This window comes from Streptomyces sp. CNH189 (assembly GCF_000527195.1).
In genome coordinates, this window is record NZ_AZUS01000002.1 from 343992 (window position 1) to 367786 (window position 23795).

At 72.7% G+C, this 23795-nt stretch carries 18 protein-coding genes and 1 riboswitch; of the genes, 11 read left to right on the top strand and 7 right to left on the bottom strand.

The window, feature by feature from the left end; all coding sequences use genetic code 11:
• The first annotated feature begins 87 nt into the window (after positions 1-87).
• From B100_RS0104525 to B100_RS0104535, 3 genes are all read left to right on the top strand, one after another.
• The gene (locus B100_RS0104525; protein ID WP_024883254.1) at positions 88-1890 is read left to right on the top strand and encodes a serine/threonine-protein kinase; all 1803 of its coding nucleotides are present in this window, start codon (positions 88-90) and stop codon (positions 1888-1890) included.
• Positions 1891-2493: 603 nt separating this feature from the next.
• Entirely contained in the window at positions 2494-4107 is a 1614-nt protein-coding gene (locus B100_RS0104530) for a succinic semialdehyde dehydrogenase (RefSeq protein ID WP_024883255.1), read from the top strand.
• A gap of 86 nt (positions 4108-4193) precedes the next feature.
• The gene (locus B100_RS0104535; RefSeq protein ID WP_024883256.1) at positions 4194-6011 is read left to right on the top strand and encodes a GMC family oxidoreductase; all 1818 of its coding nucleotides are present in this window, start codon (positions 4194-4196) and stop codon (positions 6009-6011) included.
• A 122-nt stretch (positions 6012-6133) separates the two neighbouring features.
• On the opposite strand, the gene B100_RS0104540 is transcribed toward B100_RS0104535, so the two are convergent.
• On the bottom strand, positions 6134-7174 hold the full coding sequence (locus tag B100_RS0104540) for an LAETG motif-containing sortase-dependent surface protein (RefSeq protein WP_024883257.1): 1041 nt from the start codon (positions 7172-7174) through the stop codon (positions 6134-6136).
• A 578-nt stretch (positions 7175-7752) separates the two neighbouring features.
• Complete coding sequence (locus tag B100_RS0104545; RefSeq protein ID WP_024883258.1) at positions 7753-8049, bottom strand: chorismate mutase; 297 nt, start codon at positions 8047-8049, stop codon at positions 7753-7755.
• A 349-nt stretch (positions 8050-8398) separates the two neighbouring features.
• Between B100_RS0104545 and guaA the strand changes: the two genes are divergently transcribed.
• Positions 8399-9979 carry a glutamine-hydrolyzing GMP synthase gene (guaA, locus tag B100_RS0104550; RefSeq protein WP_024883259.1) on the top strand — a complete coding sequence of 527 codons (1581 nt, stop codon included), beginning with the start codon at positions 8399-8401 and terminating at the stop codon, positions 9977-9979.
• Between the two features lie 9 nt (positions 9980-9988).
• Here guaA and B100_RS0104555 read toward each other — a convergent pair whose 3' ends face one another.
• Positions 9989-10582: a pyridoxamine 5'-phosphate oxidase family protein gene (locus B100_RS0104555; protein WP_078540715.1), complete on the bottom strand. Its 594-nt coding sequence runs from the start codon at positions 10580-10582 to the stop codon at positions 9989-9991.
• A 136-nt stretch (positions 10583-10718) separates the two neighbouring features.
• Between B100_RS0104555 and B100_RS0104560 the strand changes: the two genes are divergently transcribed.
• From B100_RS0104560 to B100_RS0104570, 3 genes are all read left to right on the top strand, one after another.
• Positions 10719-11513 carry a class II aldolase/adducin family protein gene (locus B100_RS0104560; protein ID WP_024883261.1) on the top strand — a complete coding sequence of 265 codons (795 nt, stop codon included), beginning with the start codon at positions 10719-10721 and terminating at the stop codon, positions 11511-11513.
• Between the two features lie 211 nt (positions 11514-11724).
• The gene (locus tag B100_RS0104565; RefSeq protein WP_024883262.1) at positions 11725-13005 is read left to right on the top strand and encodes a hypothetical protein; all 1281 of its coding nucleotides are present in this window, start codon (positions 11725-11727) and stop codon (positions 13003-13005) included.
• 248 nt (positions 13006-13253) lie between these two features.
• Positions 13254-13775, top strand: a complete 522-nt coding sequence (locus tag B100_RS0104570; RefSeq protein WP_024883263.1) for a DoxX family protein — start codon at positions 13254-13256, stop codon at positions 13773-13775.
• Positions 13776-13845: 70 nt separating this feature from the next.
• On the opposite strand, the gene B100_RS0104575 is transcribed toward B100_RS0104570, so the two are convergent.
• Together B100_RS0104575 and B100_RS0104580 are read right to left on the bottom strand one after the other, a co-directional pair.
• Complete coding sequence (locus B100_RS0104575) at positions 13846-14082, bottom strand: hypothetical protein (RefSeq protein WP_024883264.1); 237 nt, start codon at positions 14080-14082, stop codon at positions 13846-13848.
• A complete protein-coding gene (locus B100_RS0104580) occupies positions 14069-15523 on the bottom strand; it encodes a PspC domain-containing protein (RefSeq protein WP_024883265.1) in 1455 nt (484 codons plus the stop codon). The genes B100_RS0104575 and B100_RS0104580 overlap by 14 nt, the downstream gene beginning before the upstream one ends.
• 179 nt (positions 15524-15702) lie before the next feature.
• On the opposite strand from B100_RS0104580, the gene B100_RS0104585 reads away from it, so the two are divergent.
• A complete protein-coding gene (locus B100_RS0104585; RefSeq protein ID WP_024883266.1) occupies positions 15703-16995 on the top strand; it encodes an ATP-binding protein in 1293 nt (430 codons plus the stop codon).
• Complete coding sequence (locus B100_RS0104590) at positions 16992-17735, top strand: LuxR C-terminal-related transcriptional regulator (protein WP_024883267.1); 744 nt, start codon at positions 16992-16994, stop codon at positions 17733-17735. The genes B100_RS0104585 and B100_RS0104590 overlap by 4 nt, the downstream gene beginning before the upstream one ends.
• Positions 17736-17772: 37 nt before the next feature.
• Here B100_RS0104590 and B100_RS0104595 read toward each other — a convergent pair whose 3' ends face one another.
• Positions 17773-18810, bottom strand: a complete 1038-nt coding sequence (locus tag B100_RS0104595) for a C40 family peptidase (RefSeq protein WP_024883268.1) — start codon at positions 18808-18810, stop codon at positions 17773-17775.
• A gap of 363 nt (positions 18811-19173) precedes the next feature.
• Between B100_RS0104595 and B100_RS0104600 the strand changes: the two genes are divergently transcribed.
• Positions 19174-19527, top strand: coding sequence for a hypothetical protein (locus B100_RS0104600; protein WP_024883269.1), 354 nt, complete (start codon positions 19174-19176; stop codon positions 19525-19527).
• 149 nt (positions 19528-19676) lie between these two features.
• Here the strand turns inward: B100_RS0104600 and B100_RS0104605 are convergent, their stop codons facing one another.
• On the bottom strand, positions 19677-20861 hold the full coding sequence (locus B100_RS0104605; protein ID WP_024883270.1) for a C40 family peptidase: 1185 nt from the start codon (positions 20859-20861) through the stop codon (positions 19677-19679).
• An 8-nt stretch (positions 20862-20869) separates the two neighbouring features.
• A riboswitch (cyclic di-AMP (ydaO/yuaA leader) is annotated at positions 20870-21014 on the bottom strand.
• Positions 21015-21273: 259 nt separating this feature from the next.
• Between B100_RS0104605 and pcrA the strand changes: the two genes are divergently transcribed.
• Positions 21274-23757, top strand: coding sequence for a DNA helicase PcrA (gene pcrA, locus B100_RS0104610; RefSeq protein WP_024883271.1), 2484 nt, complete (start codon positions 21274-21276; stop codon positions 23755-23757).
• The last annotated feature ends 38 nt before the right edge of the window (positions 23758-23795 follow it).

Below are 23795 nucleotides of genomic sequence, written 5' to 3' on the forward strand. Positions count from 1 at the left end.
GCATAGGACCCAGTGCGGGTCACGGGTCTGTGACCGGTGGCGGCCCGCTGTGGAAGCGTGACGGTCCGGCACGATATGGATGGACCCATGAGCAGTGACGGGGGAGCCCGCAACGGGGCCGACGAGCCGACCAGCTTCGGTCTGCGACCGCCCAACCCGAACCCGCCGGCGGCCGTGCCGCATCCCGGCAATCCGTACGCGGCGCCGACCGTCGTCGTCCCGCCGCAGGGCGGTGACGAGCCGCACGCGCACGACCGGCCGCGGCATCCGGCGCCGGACGGCGTGCGGGAACCGGACGGGGCGCCGGGACAGGACGGCGGGCGCGGGCAGGACCCGCAGCGGCACTCCGGACCCGGCCCGGCACGCGGGCAGGACCCCTCCGGCCCGGCGGCGGCCGATCCCGGGGCCGGGCGGCTCATCGCCGGCCGCTACCGGCTGCTCGCCAAGCTCGGGCACGGCGGCATGGGCACGGTGTGGCGCGCCAAGGACGAGACGGTGGACCGTGAGGTCGCCGTGAAGGAGCCCCGCGTCCCGGAGCACCTTCCCGAACGGGAACGGGCCAACGCCTCCGAGCGGATGCGGCGCGAGGCCCGCGCCGCCGCCCGCCTCGACCACCCCGCGGTGGTCAACGTCCACGACGTCGCGGTGGTCGACGGCCGGCCGTGGATCGTCATGGAACTCGTCCAGGGCCGCTCGCTGGGCGCGGTGCTCCAGGAGGAGGGCACCCTCTCCGTGCGGGAGGCCGCCCGGGTGGGCCTGGAGGTCCTCGGCGCGCTGGAGGCGGCGCACGCGGCGGGAATCCTGCACCGGGACGTCAAGCCGGACAACGTGCTGCTCGGCCGGCACGACCGGGTCGTCCTCACCGACTTCGGCATCGCCCAGATCGAGGGCGAGACCAACCTGACGGACACCGGCGGCTTCGTCGGCTCGCCCGAGTACATCGCCCCGGAGCGGGTGCTGGGCCAGCGGCCCGGACCCGCCTCCGACCTGTGGTCGCTCGGCGTGGTGCTGTACGCGGCGGCGGAGGGCGTCTCGCCGTTCCGCCGCAGCAACACCCCCGCGACGCTGCAGTCCGTCCTCAACGCCGTGCCGGCGCCGCCGGCCTCCGCGCAGGGGCCGCTGGCCGAGGTCATCACCGGGCTGCTGCAGAAGGACCCGGCGCGCCGGCCGAACGCAGCCCAGGTGCGTGCCGCGCTGGAGGCGGCCGCCAACCCGCCCGCCCCGCAGCCCACGCAGATGGCCGCGCTGCCCGTGCCGGGGCGGCAGGGCGGCATCCGGATCGGCCGCAAGACGCTGCTGGGCCTGGGCGCGGCGGTGGTCGCGGCGGCCGTCGCGGTGACCCTGGTGGTGGTGGATCCCTTCGCGGGCCCGCTGCCCGACGGCTGGAAGCGGCACGACCTGGGGGACCGGGTGGGCGTCGCCCTCGCGGTGCCGGACGGCTTCGTGAAGGACAAGCCCGCCGACGACTGGGACGGCACCGTGGTCGGCTTCACCGACCCGAGCGGGATGGTGCGGATCGAGACCGACCGCGACCTCAAGGCCGACGACAAGGACAACCAGCTCCCGGCGTCCGCGTCCGAGGAGGCGTTCGCCCACTGGAACGAGCTGAAGGACGGCGAGTTCTCCTGGGGCATCGCCGGCCAGCCCGCGCCGCAGGGGCGGCCGCGGGAGACGACGTACGAGGACCGGGACGCGGCGACGAACACGATCGTCTTCACGACGACGACCACGCCGCCGCTGGAGCGTGAGGCGCAGGTCCTGTACTACCGGAACACGGACGGCGACATGTACCGCCTGTGGGTCGTCTACCCGGCGAAGGGCTACTTCGCCGAGGACGGCCGCGAGATCGCCCGCACGGTCTTCGACACGTGGGACGTCCACAAGCGGTGACCCGGCCGGCGTGGGCCGGCCGGGGCCGGGCCACGCGGCAGCCGCCCACCGCCCGACACCCGGCGCCCCGCCCACCGGCCGCGGGGGCGACCCTGGGCGCCCCCGCGATGGAACGGCTGCCCGGCCGGCGGGCGGCGGTTCGTGCACACCGCGCGGCTGCGAAGCGGCGGTGCCCGTCGTGGCCGTAGGCGCCGCTCCCCGTGGCGCCCCCGCCCCATGTCCCGGGGAGTCGGGGGCCAGGCCCGGCCGGCGTCCCGTGGCGGTCCGAGTCCGGCCGGAGCCGCCCTGCCGGTCCGGACCCAGGACCGGTGGCCAGGTCGGCGTGCGGCCGGGGTCCCGGTGGGCGGTGGGCGAGTGGTGCGGTCAGGCCCCCCGCGAGTCGGTGGGCCGGTGCTGCGGACCGGGCTTCCGGTGGGCCGGTGGGCCGGTGGGGCGGTGGCGCGGTCGGGGGCGGACCGGTGTCACACGGGGTTCCGGGCGGGCGTGAGGGCAACGTGCTGATCAGCGGCTGCGTTGCCAGCGTTCACTGGCATTGTGTGAGGCCTGAGGGAATCTGTTACCGACGGGTACACAAAGTGTGCGCCCGGGCATACCCTGCGCCTCATGACGGACGCGCAGACCCGGGCAACGACCGGCACCAACCCCCTGGCCCCCGCCCCCCAGGGCGCACGCACCGCTGCCGACGTGGTCACGCCGGAGCTGATCGCCCAGCTGACCAAGGGCGTGGTGGGCTCCGGCCGCACCGCCAGCCACACGCCCTTCACCGGCGAGAAGCTCGCCGACCTCCCCGAGTCGACGCCCGAGGACGTGGCGAAGGCGTACGAGGCGGCCCGCGCCGCCCAGGCCGTGTGGGCGAAGGTCCCCGTCCGGGACCGCGCCGCCGTGCTGCTGCGCTTCCACGACCTGGTGCTGAGCCGCCAGGCCGAGGTGCTGGACCTGATCCAGCTGGAGACGGGCAAGGCCCGCCTGCACGCCCACGAGGAGGTCCAGGCGGTCGTCGTCGCCGCCCGCCACTACGGCCGCCGGGCCGCCGCCTACCTGCGGCCCAAGCGGCACGCGGGCGCCATGCCGGTGCTGACGAAGGTCACGGAGCTGCGCCACCCGCGCGGTGTGATCGGCCAGATCGCGCCGTGGAACTACCCCCTCGAACTCTCCGTCGGCGACGCGCTGCCGGCGCTCGTCGCGGGCAACGCCGTCGTGATGAAGCCCGACACGGAGACCTGCCTGACCGCGCTGTGGGCCCGTGACCTGCTGATCGAGGCGGGCCTGCCCGCCGACGTGTTCCAGGTGGTCCTCGGCGAGGGCCCGGTCGTCGGCCCCGAGGTGGTCCGGCACGCCGACTACGTCTCCTTCACCGGCTCCACCCGCACCGGCCGCGAGGTCGCCCAGAGCGCCGCCGCCCGCCTGGTCGGCGTCTCCCTCGAACTCGGCGGCAAGAACGCCATGCTGGTGCTGGAGGACGCCGACCTGGACAAGGCCGCCGCCGGCGCGGTCCGGGCCTGCTTCTCCTCCGCCGGCCAGCTCTGCATCTCCATCGAGCGGCTCTACGTCCACGAGGCCGTCGCCGACGCCTTCCTGGAGCGCTTCTCCGCCCGCACCAAGGCGCTGCGCCTGGGCACCTCCCTCGCCTACGGCGCCGACATGGGCTCCCTGGTCGGGCAGCGCCAGCTGGACGCGGTGACCCGGCACGTCGAGGACGCCGTCGCCAAGGGCGCCCAGGTGCTCGCCGGCGGCACCGCGCGCCCGGACATCGGCCCCTACTTCTACGAGCCGACCATCCTCGACGGCGTCGAGAGCCCGATGAGCGTGTGCACGGAGGAGACCTTCGGCCCGGTCGTCTCGGTCTACCGCTTCTCCTCCGAGGACGAGGCGGTCGAGCGCGCCAACGGCACGCCGTACGGGCTGAACTCCTCGGTGTGGACGAAGGACGCCCGGCGCGGCCGCGCGGTCGCCGCCCGCCTGCGCACCGGCACGGTGAACGTCAACGAGGGCTACGCGCCCGCGTACGGCAGCGTCCAGTCCCCGATGGGCGGCATGAAGGACTCCGGTCTCGGCCGCCGGCACGGCTCCGAGGGGATCCTCAAGTACACCGAGGCCCAGACCGTCGCCCAGCAGCGGGTGCTGCCGATGGCGCCGTCGCTCGGCATGGACGACGAGAAGTACGCGGCCTTCATGAGCCGCAGCCTGCGCCTGATGAAGGCGTTCCGGTTCCGCTAGGCCCTCCGGCGCCTCCGCCGAGTCACCCCCGCCAGGTCCGCCCCCCGGCACCCCGCTTCCGAAAGAGCTTTCGACGAGGAGAGCACGTGTCACAGGAGAACCCCGCCCCCGCCCCGGACGACGACGCCGGATACGACTACGACGTCCTCGTCGTCGGATCGGGCTTCGGCGGTTCCGTCTCGGCGCTCCGGCTGACCGAGAAGGGCTACCGCGTCGGCGTGCTGGAGGCCGGCCGCCGCTGGACCCGGGAGTCGCTGCCGAAGAACTCCTGGGACCTGAAGAACTACCTCTGGGCCCCCAAGCTCGGCATGTACGGCATCCAGCGCATCCACCTGCTGGGCAACGTGATGGTGCTGGCGGGCGCGGGTGTCGGCGGCGGTTCGCTGAACTACGCCAACACCCTCTACGTCCCGCCGAAGCCGTTCTTCGAGGACCCCCAGTGGGGCGGCATCACCGACTGGCAGGACGAGCTGGCGCCGTACTACGACCAGGCGCGGCGCATGCTCGGGGTGCGGCTCAACCCGACGATGACCCCCTCGGACGTGCACCTGAAGGCGGCGGCCCAGCGGATGGGCGTGGGCGACACCTTCCACATGGCACCCGTCGGGGTGTTCTTCGGCGACGGCGAGGACGCCGACGGGACGGCGAAGGCGAAGCCGGGACAGGAGGTGCCCGACCCCTACTTCGGCGGCGCGGGACCCTCGCGGCGGGCCTGCGCCGAGTGCGGCGAGTGCATGACCGGCTGCCGGCACGGCGCGAAGAACACCCTCAACGAGAACTACCTGTACCTCGCCGAGAAGGCGGGCGCGGTCGTGCACCCGATGACGACGGTGGTGTCGGTGACGGAGGACTCGCGCGGCGGGTTCGCCGTCGCCACCCTCCCGACGCACGACCGCCGCAAGGACAGGGGCCGTACCTTCACCGCCCGCCGGATCGTGCTGGCGGCCGGCACCTACGGCACCCAGACGCTGCTGCACCGGATGCGGACGGGCGGACAGCTCCCGCACCTCTCGGAGCGGCTGGGCGAGATGACCCGCACCAACTCCGAGGCCCTGGTGGGCGCGCAGACCGACGACCGCCGCTACCGCAAGGTCACCGGCGAGCCCAAGGCCGACTTCACCCGCGGCGTGGCCATCACGTCCTCGATCCACCCCGACGAGAACACCCACATAGAGCCGGTCCGCTACGGCAAGGGCTCCAACTCGATGGGCTCGCTGTCCATCCTCCAGGTGCCCTACGCCGACAACGCCTCGGGCGCGGTCCGGGTGCTGGGCTGGCTGGGCAACGCGGCCCGGCACCCCTGGCTGCTGTTGCGGTCGCTGTCCAACCGGCGCTGGTCGGAGCGGACCATCATCGGCCTGGTGATGCAGTCGCTGGACAACTCCCTGACGACGTACCTCAAGCCGTCCGGGGTCGGCCGCGGGCTGCTCACCGCGCGCCAGGGCCATGGCGCGCCGAACCCCAAGCAGATCAAGGCGGCGAGCGACGGCGCGTCCACGCTGGCCGCCGAGATCAACGGATTCGCCGGCTCCAACGTCGGTGAGCTGACGGGCATGCCGCTGACCGCCCACTTCCTCGGCGGCTGCGCGATAGGCGACTCCCGTGAGACCGGCGTGATCGACCCGTACCACCGGCTGTACGGCCACCCGGGCATCTCGGTGGTGGACGGGGCGGCCGTCTCCGCGAACCTCGGCGTCAACCCCTCGCTGACGATCACGGCGCAGGCGGAGCGGGCGATGTCGTTCTGGCCCAACAAGGGCGAGGCCGACCCGCGTCCGGCACAGGGGGAGGAGTACCGGCGGCTGTCGGCGGTCGAGCCGAAGGCCCCGGCCGTCCCGGCGGACGCGTTCGGTGCGCTGAAGCTGCCGTTCCTGGGGATGCCGGCGATGCCGCCGAAGAAGTAGCGCGGTGCCGGCCGTGGGAACGGCCGGCACACGTCGAAGAGGAAAGGACCTGTGCCCCCCTCCGAGCTCAGGTCCTTTCCCCTTGTCCTGAGTGCTGCCGCGCGAGGCGCGGGCGGGTGGTGTTACGCCTCGGCACCGGCCCCGCGCCGGCGGACCACGACCAGCGCACCGGCACCGGCCACGACGACGGCGCCGCCGACCAGGCCGATCACCGGCAGGGCGGAGTTCGAGCCGGTCTCGGCGAGGCTGCCGGTGACCTTCACCTCGCTGACCTTGTCGAGCTCCTTGACGCCGCCGGTCTGCGGCTTGGCGTCGTCCGGCTCACCGGCGTCGGAGCCGGCCGCCAGGATGTCGAAGAAGTACAGCCAGCCGTTCGGGTCGTCGGCGACCCAGCAGCCCTCGGTGTCCGCGTACTCGGCGAAACCGCCGGTGAGGCCGAGCGCGTCCGGCACCTGGCCGCTCACGGAGAGCCGCAGCGGGTACGAGACGGACTGGCCCGCGCCGAGCGGGAACGCGGCGAACGTGGCGCCCTCGCCCGCGGCCTCCGCGAGCGTGTTCCACTTGCCGGTGCCCTTGTCGTACGCCTGGACCGTGATCTTGCCGGAGTAGTCCCGGGCGTCCTCCCAGCCGATGGCCGCCACGCCGATCAGCGGCTTGATGTTCTTGATCTCCTCGTCGCCCCGGTTGGAGACGTCGAAGGAGAAGGTGGTCCAGCCGCTGCCCGCGACGACCGTCTCCGGCAGGCTCGACAGACCGCTGCGGAGGTCCGCGCTGAGCCCGGCGGTGCTCTCGCCGTCCTCGTCGACGCAGAGCTCGGGGTCCTCCTCGACCGGGGTGCTCGCGCTCGGGCTCGGCGTGGGGGTGCCGGCCGACGGCGAGGTGGTGGTGGAGACGGTCGCGGACGGGGTGGCCGGCGCGGACGAGGTCTCGTCGGTGCCGGAGCCGGGCTGCGTCTCCTCGGTCTCCGGCGCGCCGGCCGGCTCGGACTCCGTCGTGGACGGGGAGGCCGAGGCGGAGGTCTCGGTGGTGCCGTCCTCCGCGGACCGGCTCACGGAGGTGGCGGGCGCGGGGTTGGTCGCGTGGGCGGCCGGGGCCGCGAGCAGCGCGGCGGGGACTGTCGCTGCCGTCGCGGCCGCTGCGGCCAGGGCGCGGCGAAGCTTCATGAAGACCTCGGTGAGTCCGGTGTGCCGCGCGGTCGCGGCACGGGGGAAGCGCCTCCGTGTGGGGCGCACAGGTGTGATCCCTGAGATGTCGGTGAGTTCGATCACCGAGCCCCGCGGATGGTTGTCCTGACTCTCACGAAATCTTTACGTGACGTGGATCACATGGGCGTGCTCGGAGGGAGGCTCACGGCCGGACGGGTGCCGGAACATGCGTCGGCCGGCTCCGGGCGTCCCCGGAGCCGGCCGTTTTCTCGCGTGACCGGGACGGCTGTCCCCTGCCGCCCGGCCACCTTTTCCCGAGCGAGGTCCCACGACGTACGGCATGACCCGTACGTCTCATCGCTCCGGCGAGCCACACGTGGTGCTGCTCCGGCCCGCCCCTGGCTGGCGCGGACACCGGTACCAACGACCCGCCCGGGCCGCCGGTCACGCGCCGGACGGGTGAGAGGAGATGCGTACGTCAGTACCGGGAACGCGTCTTCAGTACCGGGGACGCGGATTCAGCTCGCGGAGTTGGATCGCGGAGTCGGATCGCGGATTCGGATCGCGGATTCGGGCCGAGGATCCAGCTCGCGGAGTCAGATCTTGCCCCGGCACAGCTCCAGCAGAGTCATGGCGAGCGCGGTGCCCGGCTTGCCGAGGGCGTTCCGGTAGGTGGCGAGAATCTCCATCTCGCGGGAGAGGTTCACCCGGCGGCCCCCGGAGGCGATCCGTTCCTTCTGGATCACGGCCGACACGGCCATCCGTTCCTGCACCAGACCGATGATCCGGTCGTCGAGCGCGTCGATCCGCTCGCGGGCGTCGCTGATCAGATCGGCGGCCTCGGCGGTGCGGGCGCCGGTCTTCTCGGTGGGTTCCGTGGTGGTGGCGGTCATCTCGGGCTCCTCGCTGGGTGGTGGTGCGGAGCCTCCGGAGCGACACGGTCCGGGAGAACGACAGGCGCCCCGGACCTTGTCGGCCCGGGGCGCCTGGGAAGTCGCTTGTCAGTTGCTCAAGCAGCACGACCATGGCAGCCGGCGGGCCGGGTGCCATAGGTAAAGAGGAAGGTCGGGTGCGTGAGCATGCGGCCAGTATGCCCCGCGGGGCGGGTCCGTCCAAAGCGCGGCCGGATGCTGAGACGGGGGTCCGCGGAGCCGGGCGGTCCCCGGGCCGGGACCGACACCGCCGCCACCTCGGTAGAATCGGGAGGCACAAGACCCCCTCCCCACCGCCGGAAGGCACCTCGTGTCATCAGCGACTCCCGCTGCCAACGCGCCCGACACCGTCCTGGTCGTCGACTTCGGCGCGCAGTACGCCCAGCTCATCGCCCGTCGCGTCCGCGAGGCGCGGGTCTACAGCGAGATCGTGCCGAGCACCATGCCGGTCGCGGACATCCTCGCCAAGAACCCTGCGGCGATCATCCTCTCCGGCGGCCCCTCGTCCGTGTACGAGGAGGGTGCCCCCCGCCTCGACCGCGAGCTGTTCGAGGCCGGCGTCCCCGTCTTCGGCATGTGCTACGGCTTCCAGCTCATGGCGCAGACCCTGGGCGGCCAGGTGGACAACACCGGCGCCCGTGAGTACGGCCGCACCGACCTGCGCGTCGCCAGGAACTCCTCCACCCTCTTCGAGGGCACCCCCGAGGAGCAGGCGGTCTGGATGTCGCACGGCGACGCCTGCTCCGCCGCCCCCGAGGGCTTCACCGTCACCGCGTCCACCGACGTCGTGCCGGTCGCAGCCTTCGAGAACGACGAGAAGAAGCTCTACGGCGTCCAGTACCACCCCGAGGTGATGCACTCCACGCACGGGCAGCAGGTGCTGGAGCACTTCCTGTACCGGGGCGCGGGCATCGAGCCGAACTGGACCACCGGCAACGTCATCGACGAGCAGGTGGCCGCCATCCGCGAGCTGGTCGGCGACAGGCGCGCCATCTGCGGCCTGTCCGGCGGTGTGGACTCCGCCGTCGCCGCCGCCCTGGTGCAGAAGGCCATCGGTTCGCAGCTGACCTGCGTCTACGTCGACCACGGCCTGATGCGCAAGGGCGAGACCGAGCAGGTCGAGAAGGACTTCGTCGCCGCGACCGGCGTCCAGCTGAAGGTCGTCGACGCCGAGGACCGCTTCCTCACCGCCCTGAAGGGCGTCTCCGACCCCGAGGAGAAGCGGAAGATCATCGGCCGGGAGTTCATCCGGGTCTTCGAGCAGGCCCAGGCCGAGATCATCGCCGATGAGGGCCCCGCGGTGGAGTTCCTGGTGCAGGGCACCCTCTACCCGGACGTCGTCGAGTCCGGCGGCGGCACCGGCACCGCCAACATCAAGTCCCACCACAACGTGGGCGGCCTGCCCGAGGACCTCGAGTTCAAGCTGATCGAGCCGCTGCGCCAGCTGTTCAAGGACGAGGTCCGGATGGTCGGCCAGGAGCTCGGCCTGCCCGAGGAGATCGTCCACCGCCAGCCCTTCCCGGGCCCCGGCCTCGGCATCCGCATCGTCGGCGAGGTCACCAAGGAGCGGCTCGACCTGCTCCGCGACGCCGACGCCATCGCCCGCGAGGAGCTCACCGCGGCCGGCCTGGACCGGGACATCTGGCAGTGCCCGGTGGTGCTGCTCGCGGACGTCCGCAGCGTCGGCGTCCAGGGCGACGGCCGCACCTACGGTCACCCGATCGTGCTGCGCCCGGTCTCCAGCGAGGACGCCATGACCGCCGACTGGTCGCGGCTGCCGTACGACGTCCTCGGGAAGATCTCCACCCGGATCACCAACGAGGTGCGGGACGTCAACCGCGTCGTCCTGGACGTCACGTCCAAGCCACCAGGCACCATCGAGTGGGAGTAGTCCCCGCGGTCACGTCCGTTTGAGGGTGCGCACCGGCTCTCCGGGCTTCCAGACCTGGACGACGAGGAACTTCTCGTCCTCCACGGAGGTCCGTACGACCTCCGTGATCTCGGTGCGGAAGAGGTGGAACGGCTCCGGCGGTTCCACCTCTTCGGCGTACCTGGACCGGGTCCCCGTGTCCTCCTCCGGGACCTCGACCGCCCGGCCGGCGATCCGCACGTCCCCGCCGCCCATGGCCGTGCCCTCGCCCGGATTGGCCTGGAGTGCGAAACGGGGGTCGCGCCGCACGTCCAGCGCCTTCAGGGAGTCCGGCATCATGCCGAACCACAGCTCCCCGTCCACGAAACGGACCTCCAGGCCCGTCGTGCGCGGTGAGCCGTCCCTGCGCAGGGTCGCGAGGACGTGGTGGGTGTGGGCGGCGAAACGCTCCTCGACGGTTCTCGCCAGTCCGGGTTCGGCCGTGGCGAAGGACCGCCAGCTCACGCCGGCGCCGGACTTCGTGTCCGTGCCGTCCGTGTCCCCACTGCCCTTGTCCGTACTGCCCTTGTCCGTACTGCCTGTGTCCGTACTGCCTGTGTCCGTACTGTCCGTGTTCGTGCTCATGGGACGAGTGTGGCGCGGATACCCGACATCTTCTGTCGGTTATCCGCGGGTACCCGGTGTTACGGAACAGAGCTGTCGTACGGCGCGGCCCACGGGTAACTTCCGCCCCGTACGCGAACCCCCTGCGGGAGGACTCATGCACGGGCCCACTCCGCCCCTGCCGCTGCCCACCGACAAGCTGCAGTTCGCCATGCCGCCCATGCACGAGTCCGTCGAGGACGAGCGGAAGCACCGTAAGGAGCGGCTGGCGGGAGCGTTGCGGCTGTTCGGGCGGCTCGGCTACGAGGACGGTGTCTCCGGGCACATCACCGCACGCGACCCCGAGTTCAGCGACTGCTTCTGGGTCAACCCGTTCGGCATGCCGTTCCGGCACGTCACGGTGAGCGACCTGGTGCTCGCCAACCACGACGGCCAGGTCGTCGAGGGCGGCTACCACGTCAACCAGGCCGCCTTCGCCGTGCACGTCCAGGTGCACGCGGCCCGGCCCGACGTCGTCGCCGTCGCCCACTGCCACTCGGTGCACGGCCGCGCCCTCGCCGCCCTGGGCGAACTGCTCGACCCGATCACCCAGGAGAGCTGCGCCTTCTACGAGGACCACGCCCTCTACGACGCCTACACCTCGGTCACCGTCGACCCCGAGGAGGGCCGGCGCATCGCCGCCGCGCTCGGCTCCCGCAAGGCGCTGGTGCTGCGCAACCACGGGCTGCTCACCGTGGGCGACTCGGTGGACGCGGCCGCCTGGTGGTTCGTGACCATGGAACGCTCCTGCCAGGTGCAGCTCACCGCGCGGGCGGCGGGCCGGCCCGTGCTGATCGACCACCGGCAGGCGGTCGCCACCCGGGAGCAGCTGGGCGGGGACCTGGTGGCGTGGATCAACTACCAGCCCATGTGGCGGGACATCACCCGCAGCGAGCCCGATCTGCTGGACTGAACGCGTGCGGTGTCCGCCGCCGGTCGCGGTGCGTCAACCCGGCGTCCGCGGGTTCACCCGTGGCGACCGGGGCCGAGGGACGGACGGGCCGTGTCGTAGGGCACAATTCGCTCTCGTCACGGGGGAGTTGTCCGGTGGTCGCCGACGCGGTCACCGACGCCGGTCGTGGTGGTGTGTCGAGATGTCGGGTGTGGGGAAGGCGGCTGCGGGCGTGGCGGTGCAGGAGGCGAGACAGGGCGGCGCGGACGGGGCCGCCCACGAGGGTGGCTGCACCTGCGGGGACTGTCCGCACGGGGCACGTGAGGGGCATCGGCGCGCGGTCGCCGCGTTCCTGCTGAAGCGGGACGAGTACGCCACCGGACAGGGCCTTCCGGCCGCGGTGGCCCACTCCGCGTCCGCCTCCCGGCAGTGGGTCTCCGAGGAACTCGCCCAGGCCGCCGAGGCCGTCGCCGAACGCGGCCGGGCCGAGGGCGCGGCCTGGCTGGCCCGGCTGTGGCGGCGGACCGCCGTGGTGGTCTGGGCGGGCGTCGTCCTGCTGTTGCTCGGGCAGGCGCTCACGGCGATCGGCGCCGGGTGGACCAGCGCGCGCACGGCCGGGCTGCTGGCCGCGGTGCTGGTCGCGGGGGCGCTCACCGCGGCCTCCTGGTTCCACCGGGCGCGCGGTGGTGCGCTGGCCCCGGTCGTCGGGGAGGACAACCGCCTCTCCACGTCCCGCGCGGTCGCCGCATCCTGGGTGCTGTTCCTCGCCTTCGCCGTGCTCGTGCTGGCGGGCCGGCTCGCTGCGGCCTCCGGGCCCCGGGAGCGGGACACGCTGATCGACGGCCTCGACCTCGCCCGCGGCGCCGGTGTGGTGACCGTGCTGGCGGTGGTGAGCGGGATCGCGGTGCTGGTGCGCCGGGTGGTCGGGCTGCGGGTGCAGGGGCAGCGGCTGCAGAAGGTGCGCGCCCACCGGCCGAGGGCGGCGGACCTGCTCACCGACGACTCCGGGCGGGGCTCCTTCGCCGACATCCAGTACGTCGTGATCAACGCCGTCGCCCTGGCGTTCGCGGCGGTGCGGCTGGCGCGCCGGCCGGACCAGCTGCCGGACCTGCCGTGGGGGCTGGCCGTGGTGGTTCTGGTGTCGGCGGGCACCTACCTCGCGGGCAAGTACGCCGAGGGCGGACGTCCGGTGATCCTGTCGGTGGTGCGGGCCCGGGAGGCCGGCGACCTGGACGGCCCGATCCGGACCGGCGACGACATCGAGATCCGGGGCACCGGCTTCGTGCCGGCCGGGGCGCAGGGCGCGGACCGGCTGGCGCGCATGGTGGTACGCGTCGGCGCGGTGAACGTCCATGTGCCGCTGGTGCCGGTGGTGGGCGGCTTCGACAATCCCGCCGACGACCTGCTGACGGTGCCCGTGCCCGCGGAGGTGGAGCCCGGCCGGGTCGAGGTGCAGGTCGTCACGGCGGCCGGCGTGGAGACCCACCGGTACGCCATCGACGTCACCGAGTAGCGGCCGGAGCGGAGCGGACGGAGGGGCTGGACCGGGGCGGACGGAGGGGCTGGACCGGGGCGGACGGAGGGGCTGGACCGGGGCGGACGGAGGGGCCGGACCGGGGCGGACGGAGGGCGGACAGGGCGGACGGGCGCCGGGGGGCGATCCGCTTCCTGAGAAAACGCTGTCGGCCGGGTTCAACCGGCGCCGGGTGCCGTACGTTCGGTCTGTCCAGGTGGGCCCGGCAGTGAGAGGCAGCGGACGAGATGACGCACGGCATGCGCGCAGACACGTACTCCCCCCGTCCCGACGGCGACGGCGACCTGCGGGACCGCGCCGCCCGCTACGCCCTGCTGCCCTTGCGGATCTTCCTCGGCGTCACCTTCGTCTACGCCGGTCTCGACAAGCTCACCGACAGCGCCTTCCTGAAGGACTCGGGGGCCGGATCGATCGGCGACATGATGCGCGCCGTCCGGGACTCCTCCGCCATCCCCGGGCTGGTCGACATGGCGCTGGAGAGCCCCGTCGGCTTCGGGTACGCCATCGCCTTCGGCGAGCTGGCCGTCGGGATCGGCGCCCTGCTCGGCCTGCTCACCCGGATCGCCGCCCTCGGCGGCGCGCTGATCTCGCTCAGCCTGTGGCTGACCGTGAGCTGGGCCGCCGACCCGTACTACTACGGCAACGACCTGCCCTACCTCATGGGCTGGATCCCGCTGATCCTGGCGGGGGCACCGCTGCTCTCCGTGGACGCCGTCCTGCGCGCCCGACGGCGACGCGGCGTCGCATAACCTCCTGTCGGCTGTCGGCTGTCGGCTGTCGGCTGTCGGCTGTCGGCTGTCGGCTGTCGGCTGTCGGCTGTCAGCCGTCGGTTGTCGGCGTCGGCTTCTCGGGGATCCGACGGGCGCGGCGGCGGCGCGCCTGTCCGGTCACCAGACCCACCGCACCGGCCAGACACAGGCCACCCACGACGACCGGGATCACCACGAACCAGGGGATGTCCCAGACGCCGCCCGCGTCACCGCCGTAGACGACGGCGGCGGCGATCAGAGCGGTACCGGCGACCAGCCTGCCGGGCTGGAACTCATGACGCAGCACGGGTCACCTCCGCCTGTCCCGCGCCGACCCTGAGGTCGAGGCGGAGCGTGCCGGACTTCGCGGCGCCGGCGGGCGGCTCCAGGGTCATCCGCTGGTGCTTGCCCGGTGCCACGTCCACGTCCTTCCGTCCGTCGCCCGGCAACTGGATGTCACCCACTCCCACCTCGACGTTCAACCGGACGGTCACGTCCCGGGGGACGATCACATGGATCCGGCCCAGTCCCACCTCGACCTGGGTGGAGACGGTGTCGCCCGGCGGGACACGGACCGCCGACAGGTCCAGCTCGCCCTCGCCCGCGCCCAGGTCGTACAGCGGGCGTATCTGGGCGACCGAGGCGGGCTGCCAGCCGGTGCGGGTCCAGTCGGTGCCGATGTCCTCGGGCACGGCGGTGGAACCCGCGAGCAGACCCGCCGTGAGGATCGCGAGGACGATCGATCCGGCTCCCGTGCGGCCGAGGAAGGCGCTGACGGCCACACCGAGGCCGGTGACACCGAGGGCGGCGGCCAGACCGGTCTGCAGGCTGGTGCCGAGGGGCTGCGTGTCCCAGGTCAGGCCGATGCCCAGGCCGGCCGCGAGCAGGGCGAACAGGAACACCCAGCCGCCGATCCCGCGTGGCCCGCGCTGCTTCGGCGGGCGCGCCTGCGGCGGACGCACGCCGTCCCGGACGCCCCCACGGGTACCGGAGCGGACGCCGACGCCCACGGCGGTGGCGATGTCCAGGTCGCGGGAGTCCTCGGGGCCCCACAGATAGCCCGTCCCCCCGACATAGGTGCCGTCCTTGACGATGGGCTCGCGCCACCACGACGGATAGGCGGCCGGGACCGGCGGGGCCTGGGGCTCCGGCGGGGCGTCGGCGGCGGCCTGTGCGGCTATGGGGTCCGGGCGCTCGGTGCCGCGCCTCCGCGACCAGTAGGCGGCACCGCCGAGCAGCAGGGACAGTATGACGGCGAAGCTCAGCACGCCGTCGTTGCTCAGCATGGAGAGGAAGACGCCGCAGCCGACCAGCGCGAACAGCACGGCCGCCAGGGTGTGGCCGTCGACCCGGCCGGTGAGCAGCCGGCGGACCTGGTTCTCCTCCTCGTCGTCGTACGGGACGAACAGCCAGGCGAAGCCGTAGAAGATCAGGCCGATGCCGCCGGTGGCCGACAGCACCGCCAGCGTGATCCGGAAGATCACCGGGTCCATGTCGTACTGCCGGCCGAGCCCGGAGCAGACCCCGCCGAACATCTGGTGCCGCCGGTCGCGCCGGAAGTGCCGCTCCGGGCCCGACGGCTCCGCGCCGCCCGGGGCCCCGGCCGCCGTCGCGGCCGTCCCCTCCTTCCCCGGGCCCGCGCGTCCGCCCGCACGCGGAGCGTCCGCGGCGGTCGCGCCGGACCGGGGCCCGGGACGCGGGTCCGGCCCCGCTCCCGGACCCGCCGCGGCATGCTGGTGATCCGTCATGGGTCCATGGTGACGGGCGAGCCGCCCCGGCGGCAGTGGGAACGACCCTGGCCGGACCCTGATATCCGTCCCTGAGCGACGGCCCGGGGAGCGTCCGACCGCCCCCGAGATCGGGATCAGGGGAGTTCCAGGGTCCGACCCTGATGCCCTCACTCCCACGCCATGTGACCATCGTTGCCATGTCGGAAGCCGCAGCAGCGCCCCTCGCCGAGCCGCGGCCGCCGCGCAAGCTCTACCGCAGCAGTGACGGACGCTGGCTCGGTGGAGTGGCACGGGGGCTCGCCGGACACCTCGGCCTGCCCGTGATCTGGGTGCGCCTCGCGTTCGTCGCCCTGTTCATGGCCGACGGTCTCGGGGCCCTGCTGTACGCCGCGTTCTGGTTCTTCGTCCCGCTCGGCGTCGGTGGCGTCGACGCGCAGAAGCCGCCCTCGCCGACAGGCACCGAGACCTCCCAGGACGGCCGGCGCAGACTCGTCACGCGGAAACCGGACAAGGGACAGATCGTCGCCCTGCTCCTCATGGTCGTGGTGGCCATGATCTTCGTGGGCAGCGTCGACCTGACCAACGGCGCCCGGGCCTACCTCTGGCCGACCGTCCTGGTCGGCGCGGGCGTGGCCCTGGTGTGGCGGCAGGCGGACAACGCGCGCCGGGCCCGCTGGATGGAGGTCGGCCGCCGCCGGCGCACGATGACGCTGCTGCGGGCCGTCGCCGGTGTGCTGCTGGTGACGGCGGGCGCGTCCGGAATCTTCGTCCTGCGGGGCTCCGGCAGCCACCTCGGCGCGGTGCTGCAGGCCGCGCTCGCGGTGCTCGTCGGCATCACCCTGCTCGCGGGCCCCTACCTGGTGCGCATGACGCAGGACCTCTCCGAGGAGCGTCTGATGCGCATCCGGGCGCAGGAGCGGGCCGAGGTCGCCGCCCACGTCCACGACTCGGTGCTGCACACCCTCACGCTGATCCAGCGCAACGCGGACAACGCGGGCGAGGTGCGCCGGCTGGCCCGGGCCCAGGAGCGCGACCTGCGTGCCTGGCTCTACAAGCCCGAGGGCAACGGCAAGGACGAGGACGAGGAGCCCGCCACGCTCGCCGAGGCCGTGAAGCGCAACGCCGCCGAGGTCGAGGACAAGCACGGGGTCCCCCTGGAGGTCGTCGTCGTGGGCGACTGCCCCCTGGACGAGAAGATCGGCGCACAGATGCAGGCCGCGAGGGAAGCAATGGTCAACGCCGCCAAGTACGGTGGCGAGGGGGGCGCGGTCCAGGTCTACGCGGAGGTCGAGGGGAAGACGGTGTTCGTGTCCGTCCGTGACCGCGGTCCCGGGTTCGACCTCGACTCGATACCCGCCGACCGCATGGGCGTCAGAGAATCGATCATCGGCCGCATGGAGCGCAACGGCGGTACGGCGCGGCTGCGCGCGGTGCCGGACGGCGGCACGGAGGTCGAGCTGGAGATGGAGAGGGCGGAGAAGACGTCATGAGCGAGCCGACCGAAGCGAACGGGACTGCGGGAGCCGCACCGGGGGCCGGGCCCGCGGAGCCGGCCGGCGGCACCGGAGGGCGCCACGTGCGCGTGGTCCTCGTCGACGACCACCGCATGTTCCGTACGGGGGTCCAGGCGGAGATCGGGCAGACCGAACAGACGGGCGTCGAGGTGGTCGGCGAGGCCGCCGACGTCGACCAGGCGGTCACGGTCATCACCGCGACCCGCCCCGAGGTGGTCCTGCTCGACGTGCATCTGCCCGGCGGCGGTGGCGTCGAAGTGCTGCGCCGTTGCGCGCCGTTGATGGGCGACACCGAGCAGCCCGTGCGTTTCCTCGCGCTGTCCGTGTCGGACGCGGCGGAGGACGTCATCGGGGTCATCCGGGGCGGCGCCCGCGGCTACGTCACCAAGACGATCACCGGCACCGACCTGATCGACTCGATCTTCCGGGTGCAGGAGGGTGACGCGGTCTTCTCGCCGCGGCTGGCCGGTTTCGTGCTGGACGCCTTCGCCTCGACCGACGCCCCGCCGGTCGACGAGGACCTCGACCGCCTCACCCAGCGGGAGCGGGAGGTGCTGCGGCTGATCGCCCGCGGCTACGCGTACAAGGAGATCGCCAAGCAGCTGTTCATCTCGGTGAAGACGGTGGAGTCCCATGTCTCCGCGGTGCTGCGCAAGCTCCAGCTGTCCAACCGCCACGAGCTGACCCGCTGGGCGACGGCACGCCGTCTGGTGTGAGCCGGCGCGACGCCCCTCGGCACGGAGGCCGGGCCCGTCACACCACCCGCGTCGCCCCGGCGAAGGGCATCTGGTCGACCGGGGCCACCCGGACCTGGGCCGAGGGGTTGGGGGCGTGGACCATCTGCCCGTTGCCGACGTAGAGGCCGACGTGGCTGATGCCGGAGTAGAAGAACACCAGGTCGCCGGGGAGTAGTTCGGAGCGCGAGACCCGGCGGCCCGCGTTGATCTGCGCGTAGGTGGTGCGCGGCAGGGAGACGCCCGCTGAGCGGTACGCGGCCAGGACCAGGCCCGAGCAGTCGAAGGCGTCCGGCCCGGTCGCGCCCCAGACGTAGGGACTGCCCAGCTTCTGGTAGGCGTAGGCGACGGCCTGTGCGGCGCGGGCGTTCGGGGCCTGCGCCGGGGCGGTGTCCTCGCGGGCGCCCGCCGAGCGCGTGGCGCGGTCGGTGCCGCCGGTGAGCCCCGCGCGCTGCTCCGGTGACATCCGGGACAGCAGCCGCCGGGCCGACGACAGCTTCTCGGTGACGGTCTTCTTGCGCCGCTCCAGTTCGGCCCGGCGGGAGGTGAGCGTCTTCACCTCGACGCGGGCGGCACCGCGCAGCTTCTCGACCTCCCGCAGCTGGGCGCGCACCCGGCCCAGTTCGGCGTGCCGGCGGCTGCCCGCGCGCTCGGCGAGGGCCGCGCCGTCGAGGTAGGCGTCCGGGTCGTCGGACAGGACCAGTTGCAGGGCGGGGTCCAGGCCGCCGGCCCGGTGCTGGGCCGCCGCGACCGTCCCCAGGGACTCCCGCGCGGTGGTGAGGCGGGCCTGGGCGCGGGCCGTCTCGTCCTGCAGGTCGCGCAGCCGCTGCCGCGCCGAGTCCGCCTTCTCCTTCGCGCCGTTGTACTTCTCGGCGGCGACCTCCGCCTCGCGGTGGAGCCGGTCCACGTCGGCCCCGGCCGGTGCCGGCTGCGGCGCGGCGTGTCCCGCTCCGCCGAGACCGGCCGCGGTGGCCGCTCCGGCGAGGACGACGGTGACGGCCGTACGGGCCGTGGTGCCGCCCACCGGACGCTGTCGGACCCTGCGGTGCGCTGCCACCCTCGCTGCCGTCCTTCCCATGACCGCCCGCCGCGGCCGGGCTCTCGTCCGGCGGTCCGGCGGCGGGGTGACAGGGGAGCCGTCCGCCGCCGGACCTTTCTTCGGCGGTGGTGTCCGGCCGCCGCTCCTGGTCCGAGCGGCGATGAAGAGCCGGTCACCTGGTGCAGGACGCTAGGCCGGGGCGCGCGGGATCGGATACGGGTTGTGCGGAACTGACATCCCCGGAGCACTGGGTGACCGTAAGTGACGCCAATCTTGTTCCGGGTGCTTCGTTCTCACTCTGGGTGATGGCCGATGTGGTGAAGGCGGGAAGGGTGAGGGCGGCGGAATGCTATGAGACGCCCCTGGCTAGGCTCCGGCCTCATGGACGTACTCATCCACCTGTTCGTCGGTCTGCACATCATCGGCATCGCGTCGCTGCTCGGCGGTTTCCTCACCCAGATGAAGGCGATGGGCGCGGGCACCGCCCGCTTCGTCCCGGCGATGCTGCACGGCGCGCTGACAATGCTGGTCACCGGTGTGGCGCTGGTGGGCCTCAACCAGGCCCAGGACCACTCCGTCGACAACATCAAGATCGGCGTGAAGCTGGCCGTGCTGATCGTGATCCTCGGTCTGGTCTACGTGAAGCGGGACGAGGAGAAGGTGGACAAGGGCGTCTTCGGCCTGGTCGGCCTGCTGACCGTGGCGAACATCTTCATCGCGGTCCTCTGGACCTGAGCCCCGGGTCCCGGCAAGCCGGGCCCACCTCCCCCGCCGACCGCGCCCTCACCGGCCCGGTCGGCGGTTTCGTATCCACGCTTGTCAGCGCGCCCATGGGCAGCCGACGCGCGGCGAGCCCGGGATCACACGCTCCTGATTCCGGCCCCTCAGGCCGGGCGGACGATGCTGTGGATCGCGGAGTCGCCGTCGTAGTAGATGGACTCCTCGCGTACGTAGGCGCCGGGCTTCGGGGCGTGGATCATCATGCCGTTGCCGATGTAGATGCCCACGTGGGTGACGTCGTCGTAGAAGAAGACCAGGTCGCCGGGCTGGGCCTGGGACACCGGGACGGTGGTGCCGGCGTTCACCTGGTCGTAGGTGGTGCGCGGCAGGGAGACGCCGGCGGCCTTCCAGGCGGCCTGGGTGAGCCCGGAGCAGTCGTAGGAGCCCGGCCCGGTCGCGCCCCAGACGTACGGCTTGCCGATCTGCGCGCGGGCGAACGCGAGGGTCTTCTCGGCCTTGGTGCCGTACGAGGAGTCGGCCGGCGGGGTGTCGGTCGAGCCGGTGGACCCGGAGCCGGTGGACCCGGAGCCGTCCGAGGTGCCGCCGCCCTGCTGCGCGGCCTCCTCGCGGGCCTGCTCCTGCTCCGCCTGCTGCCGGGCCAGCTCCGCCGCCTTGCGGGCGGCCTCCTCCTGCTTCCGCTTCTCGATCGCGGCGAGCCGCGCCTTCTCCTCGGCGGTCAGCCGCGCCATCAGCTCACGCGCGTCGGCGAGCTTCTTCTGGACGGTGGCCTTGGCCGTCTTCAGGTCGCCCTGCGTCTCGGTGAGCGTCTGGAGGCTCTCGGTGGCCTCCATGCGCTTCTTCATCGTCTCGGACTGCTGGGTGACGTAGTCGTCGACCGCGTCCTTCTGCCGACCGGTCATCCGGTCCAGCACCCGCCGCTGGTCGAAGAGGTCCTGCGGGGTCCGTGCGAGCAGGAACGTCGCCGTGTCGGGGAGGCCGGCGCCGGTGCGGTACTGGGCGGCGGCGTAGGAGCCCAGCTCCTCGCGCGCCTCGTTCAGCGACTGGGTGCGCTTGGCCACGTCGTCGAGCAGGGTGTCGACGCGCTTGCGCTGCTTGGTGGTCTTCTCCTTGGCCGCGTTGTACTTCTCGGTCGCCGACTCGGCCTGGCGGTAGAGGTCGCCGACCTTCTTCTCGACCTCCTCCAGGCTCGGCCGGTCGTCGTCCGTGGGAGCGGCCTGGGCGGTCTGGGAGAGCAGGGCCACGGAGGTGAGCGCGGCCGTGGCCAGGGCCGGGGTGCGTATGCCTGCCACGCGCGTGCCCGGGGTGCGCGACTTGCGGTGCGACGCCAAGGGAGGCGACTCCTTCCGTGCTCCGCCTACCGGGTTAGCTGTCGGGTTCGGGCGGTGGAAGGGTTGCCCTACGGCCGCTCCCTGAGGGAGTGGTCCGATTCACCCCATGTCTCGGTGGGTCCCCGGCTCCGGCTGCCACGGCGGACAGTGACGGACTCGGCGGGGGCCGCGCGGCCCGGCGAGGTTCGCCGGCGGGGGACGAGCGGCCCGAACCGCACCGTAGCCAACTGGTGTGGCCCCTGTGAAGGTTGATGGGTGATATGCCCGATACATTTTCGTGACCTTGTTCGTGGTGTCACTCTCGGTGAGACGGCGGGCGTGGAGGGTGCCCGCCGCAGGACCGCGAGGGAAGCGTGTGATGTTTCCGGGGCGGCCCCGGGTTGTCGGTGCGGCGCCCTAGACTCGGAGAGCGATGAGCAGCCTCTTTGACGACAGCTTCCTGGCGGACCTCCAGGCCCAGCGGGGCCCCGCGGACGAGCCCCCGCCGCCACCCGAGGACGAGCACGCCCCGGAGCCCCTTCCGGACGACCTGTTCGGCGGGAAGTTCGACGCGCCCCCGGAGCGGGACTCGTACTACCGCGACGGCGCCCCCCGCCCGGTGATCGACGCCGCCGCGCTGCTGGAAGGGCTGAACGACAACCAGCGCGCCGCCGTCGTGCACTCCGGCTCCCCCCTGCTCATCGTGGCCGGAGCCGGGTCCGGCAAGACCCGTGTGCTCACCCACCGCATCGCGCACCTGCTCGCCGAGCGGGGCGTCCACCCGGGCCAGATCCTCGCGATCACCTTCACCAACAAGGCCGCGGGCGAGATGAAGGAGCGCGTCGAGCAGCTCGTCGGCCCGCGGGCCAACGCCATGTGGGTCATGACCTTCCACAGCGCGTGCGTGCGCATCCTGCGCCGGGAGTCCAAGAAGCTCGGCTTCACGTCGTCCTTCTCGATCTACGACGCCGCCGACTCCAAGCGTCTGATGGCCCTGGTCTGCCGCGACCTGGACCTCGACCCCAAGCGCTTCCCGCCGAAGTCCTTCAGCGCCAAGATCAGCAACCTGAAGAACGAGCTGATCGACGAGGAGGACTTCGCCGCCCAGGCGACCGACGGCTTCGAAAAGACCCTCGCCCAGGCCTACGCGCTCTACCAGTCCCGGCTGCGCGAGGCGAACGCGCTGGACTTCGACGACCTGATCATGACGACGGTCAACCTGCTCCGCGCCTTCCCCGACGTCGCCGAGCACTACCGCCGCCGCTTCCGGCATGTCATGGTCGACGAGTACCAGGACACCAACCACGCCCAGTACGCCCTGGTGCGCGAACTCGTCGGAGGCTCCTTCGAGCACCCCGTCGACGTGCCGCCGGAGGCCGAGGTGCCGCCCGCCGAACTGTGCGTCGTGGGCGACGCCGACCAGTCGATCTACGCCTTCCGCGGCGCGACGATCCGCAACATCCTCCAGTTCGAGGAGGACTACCCGGACGCGACGACGATCCTGCTGGAGCAGAACTACCGCTCCACGCAGACCATCCTCTCCGCCGCCAACGCGGTCATCGAGCGCAACGAGTCCCGCCGTCCGAAGAACCTGTGGACCAACGCCGGCTCGGGCGCGCTCATCGCCGGGTACGTCGCCGACACCGAGCACGACGAGGCCCAGTTCGTCGCCGACGAGATAGACCGCCTCACGGACGCGGGCGAGGCCAAGGCCGGCGACGTCGCCGTCTTCTACCGCACCAACGCCCAGTCCCGTGTGTTCGAAGAAATCTTCATCCGCGTCGGCCTGCCCTACAAGGTCGTCGGCGGCGTGCGCTTCTACGAGCGCAAGGAGGTCCGGGACGTCCTGGCCTACCTGCGGGTGCTCGCCAACCCCGAGGACTCGGTGCCGTTGCGCCGCATCCTCAACGTCCCCAAGCGGGGCATCGGCGACCGCGCCGAGGCCATGATCGACGCCCTCTCCCAGCGCGAGAAGATCAGCTTCCCGCAGGCGCTGCGCCGCGTCGACGAGGCGTACGGCATGGCCGCCCGGTCGGTGAACGCGGTGAAGCGGTTCAACACCCTGATGGAGGACCTCCGTACGGTCGTCGAGTCGGGGGCGGGACCGGCGACGGTCCTCGAGGCGATCCTCGAACGAACCGGCTACCTCGCCGAGTTGCAGGCATCCACCGACCCCCAGGACGAGACCCGCATCGAGAACCTCCAGGAACTCGCGGCCGTCGCCCTGGAGTTCGAGCAGGAGCGCGCCGAGGGCGAGACCGGCACACTGGCCGACTTCCTCGAGCAGGTCGCCCTGGTCGCCGACTCCGACCAGATCCCCGACGAGGAGGAGGACGGCTCCGGCGTCATCACGCTGATGACCCTGCACACCGCCAAGGGCCTGGAGTTCCCGGTCGTCTTCCTCACCGGCATGGAGGACGGCGTCTTCCCGCACATGCGCGCCCTCGGCCAGACCAAGGAGCTGGAGGAGGAGCGGCGCCTGGCGTACGTCGGCATCACGCGTGCCCGTGAGCGGCTGTACCTGACGAGGTCGACGCTGCGCAGCGCCTGGGGTCAGCCGTCGTACAACCCGCCCTCGCGGTTCCTGGAGGAGATCCCGGCCGCGCACCTGGAGTGGAAGCGGACGGGCGCGAGCGCGCCGGTGTCGTCCGGTCCGGCGTCCGGGGTGGCGGCGTCGCTGTCGTCGTCCCGTTCCCGTTCGTCCGCGTCGGGCGCCTCAGGATTCGCCACCCGGCGCGCCTCGGAGAAGCCGGTGGTGTCGGTGGCCGTCGGGGACCGGGTCACGCACGACCAGTTCGGTCTGGGCACGGTCGTCGCGGTGAAGGGCACGGGGGCGAACGCGGAGGCGACGATCGACTTCGGTGACACCAAGCCCAAGCGCCTGTTGTTGCGGTACGCGCCGGTGGAGAAGCTCTAGCCGACCGGGCGGTGGCCCGTCGCGGGGCCGGAGTCCGC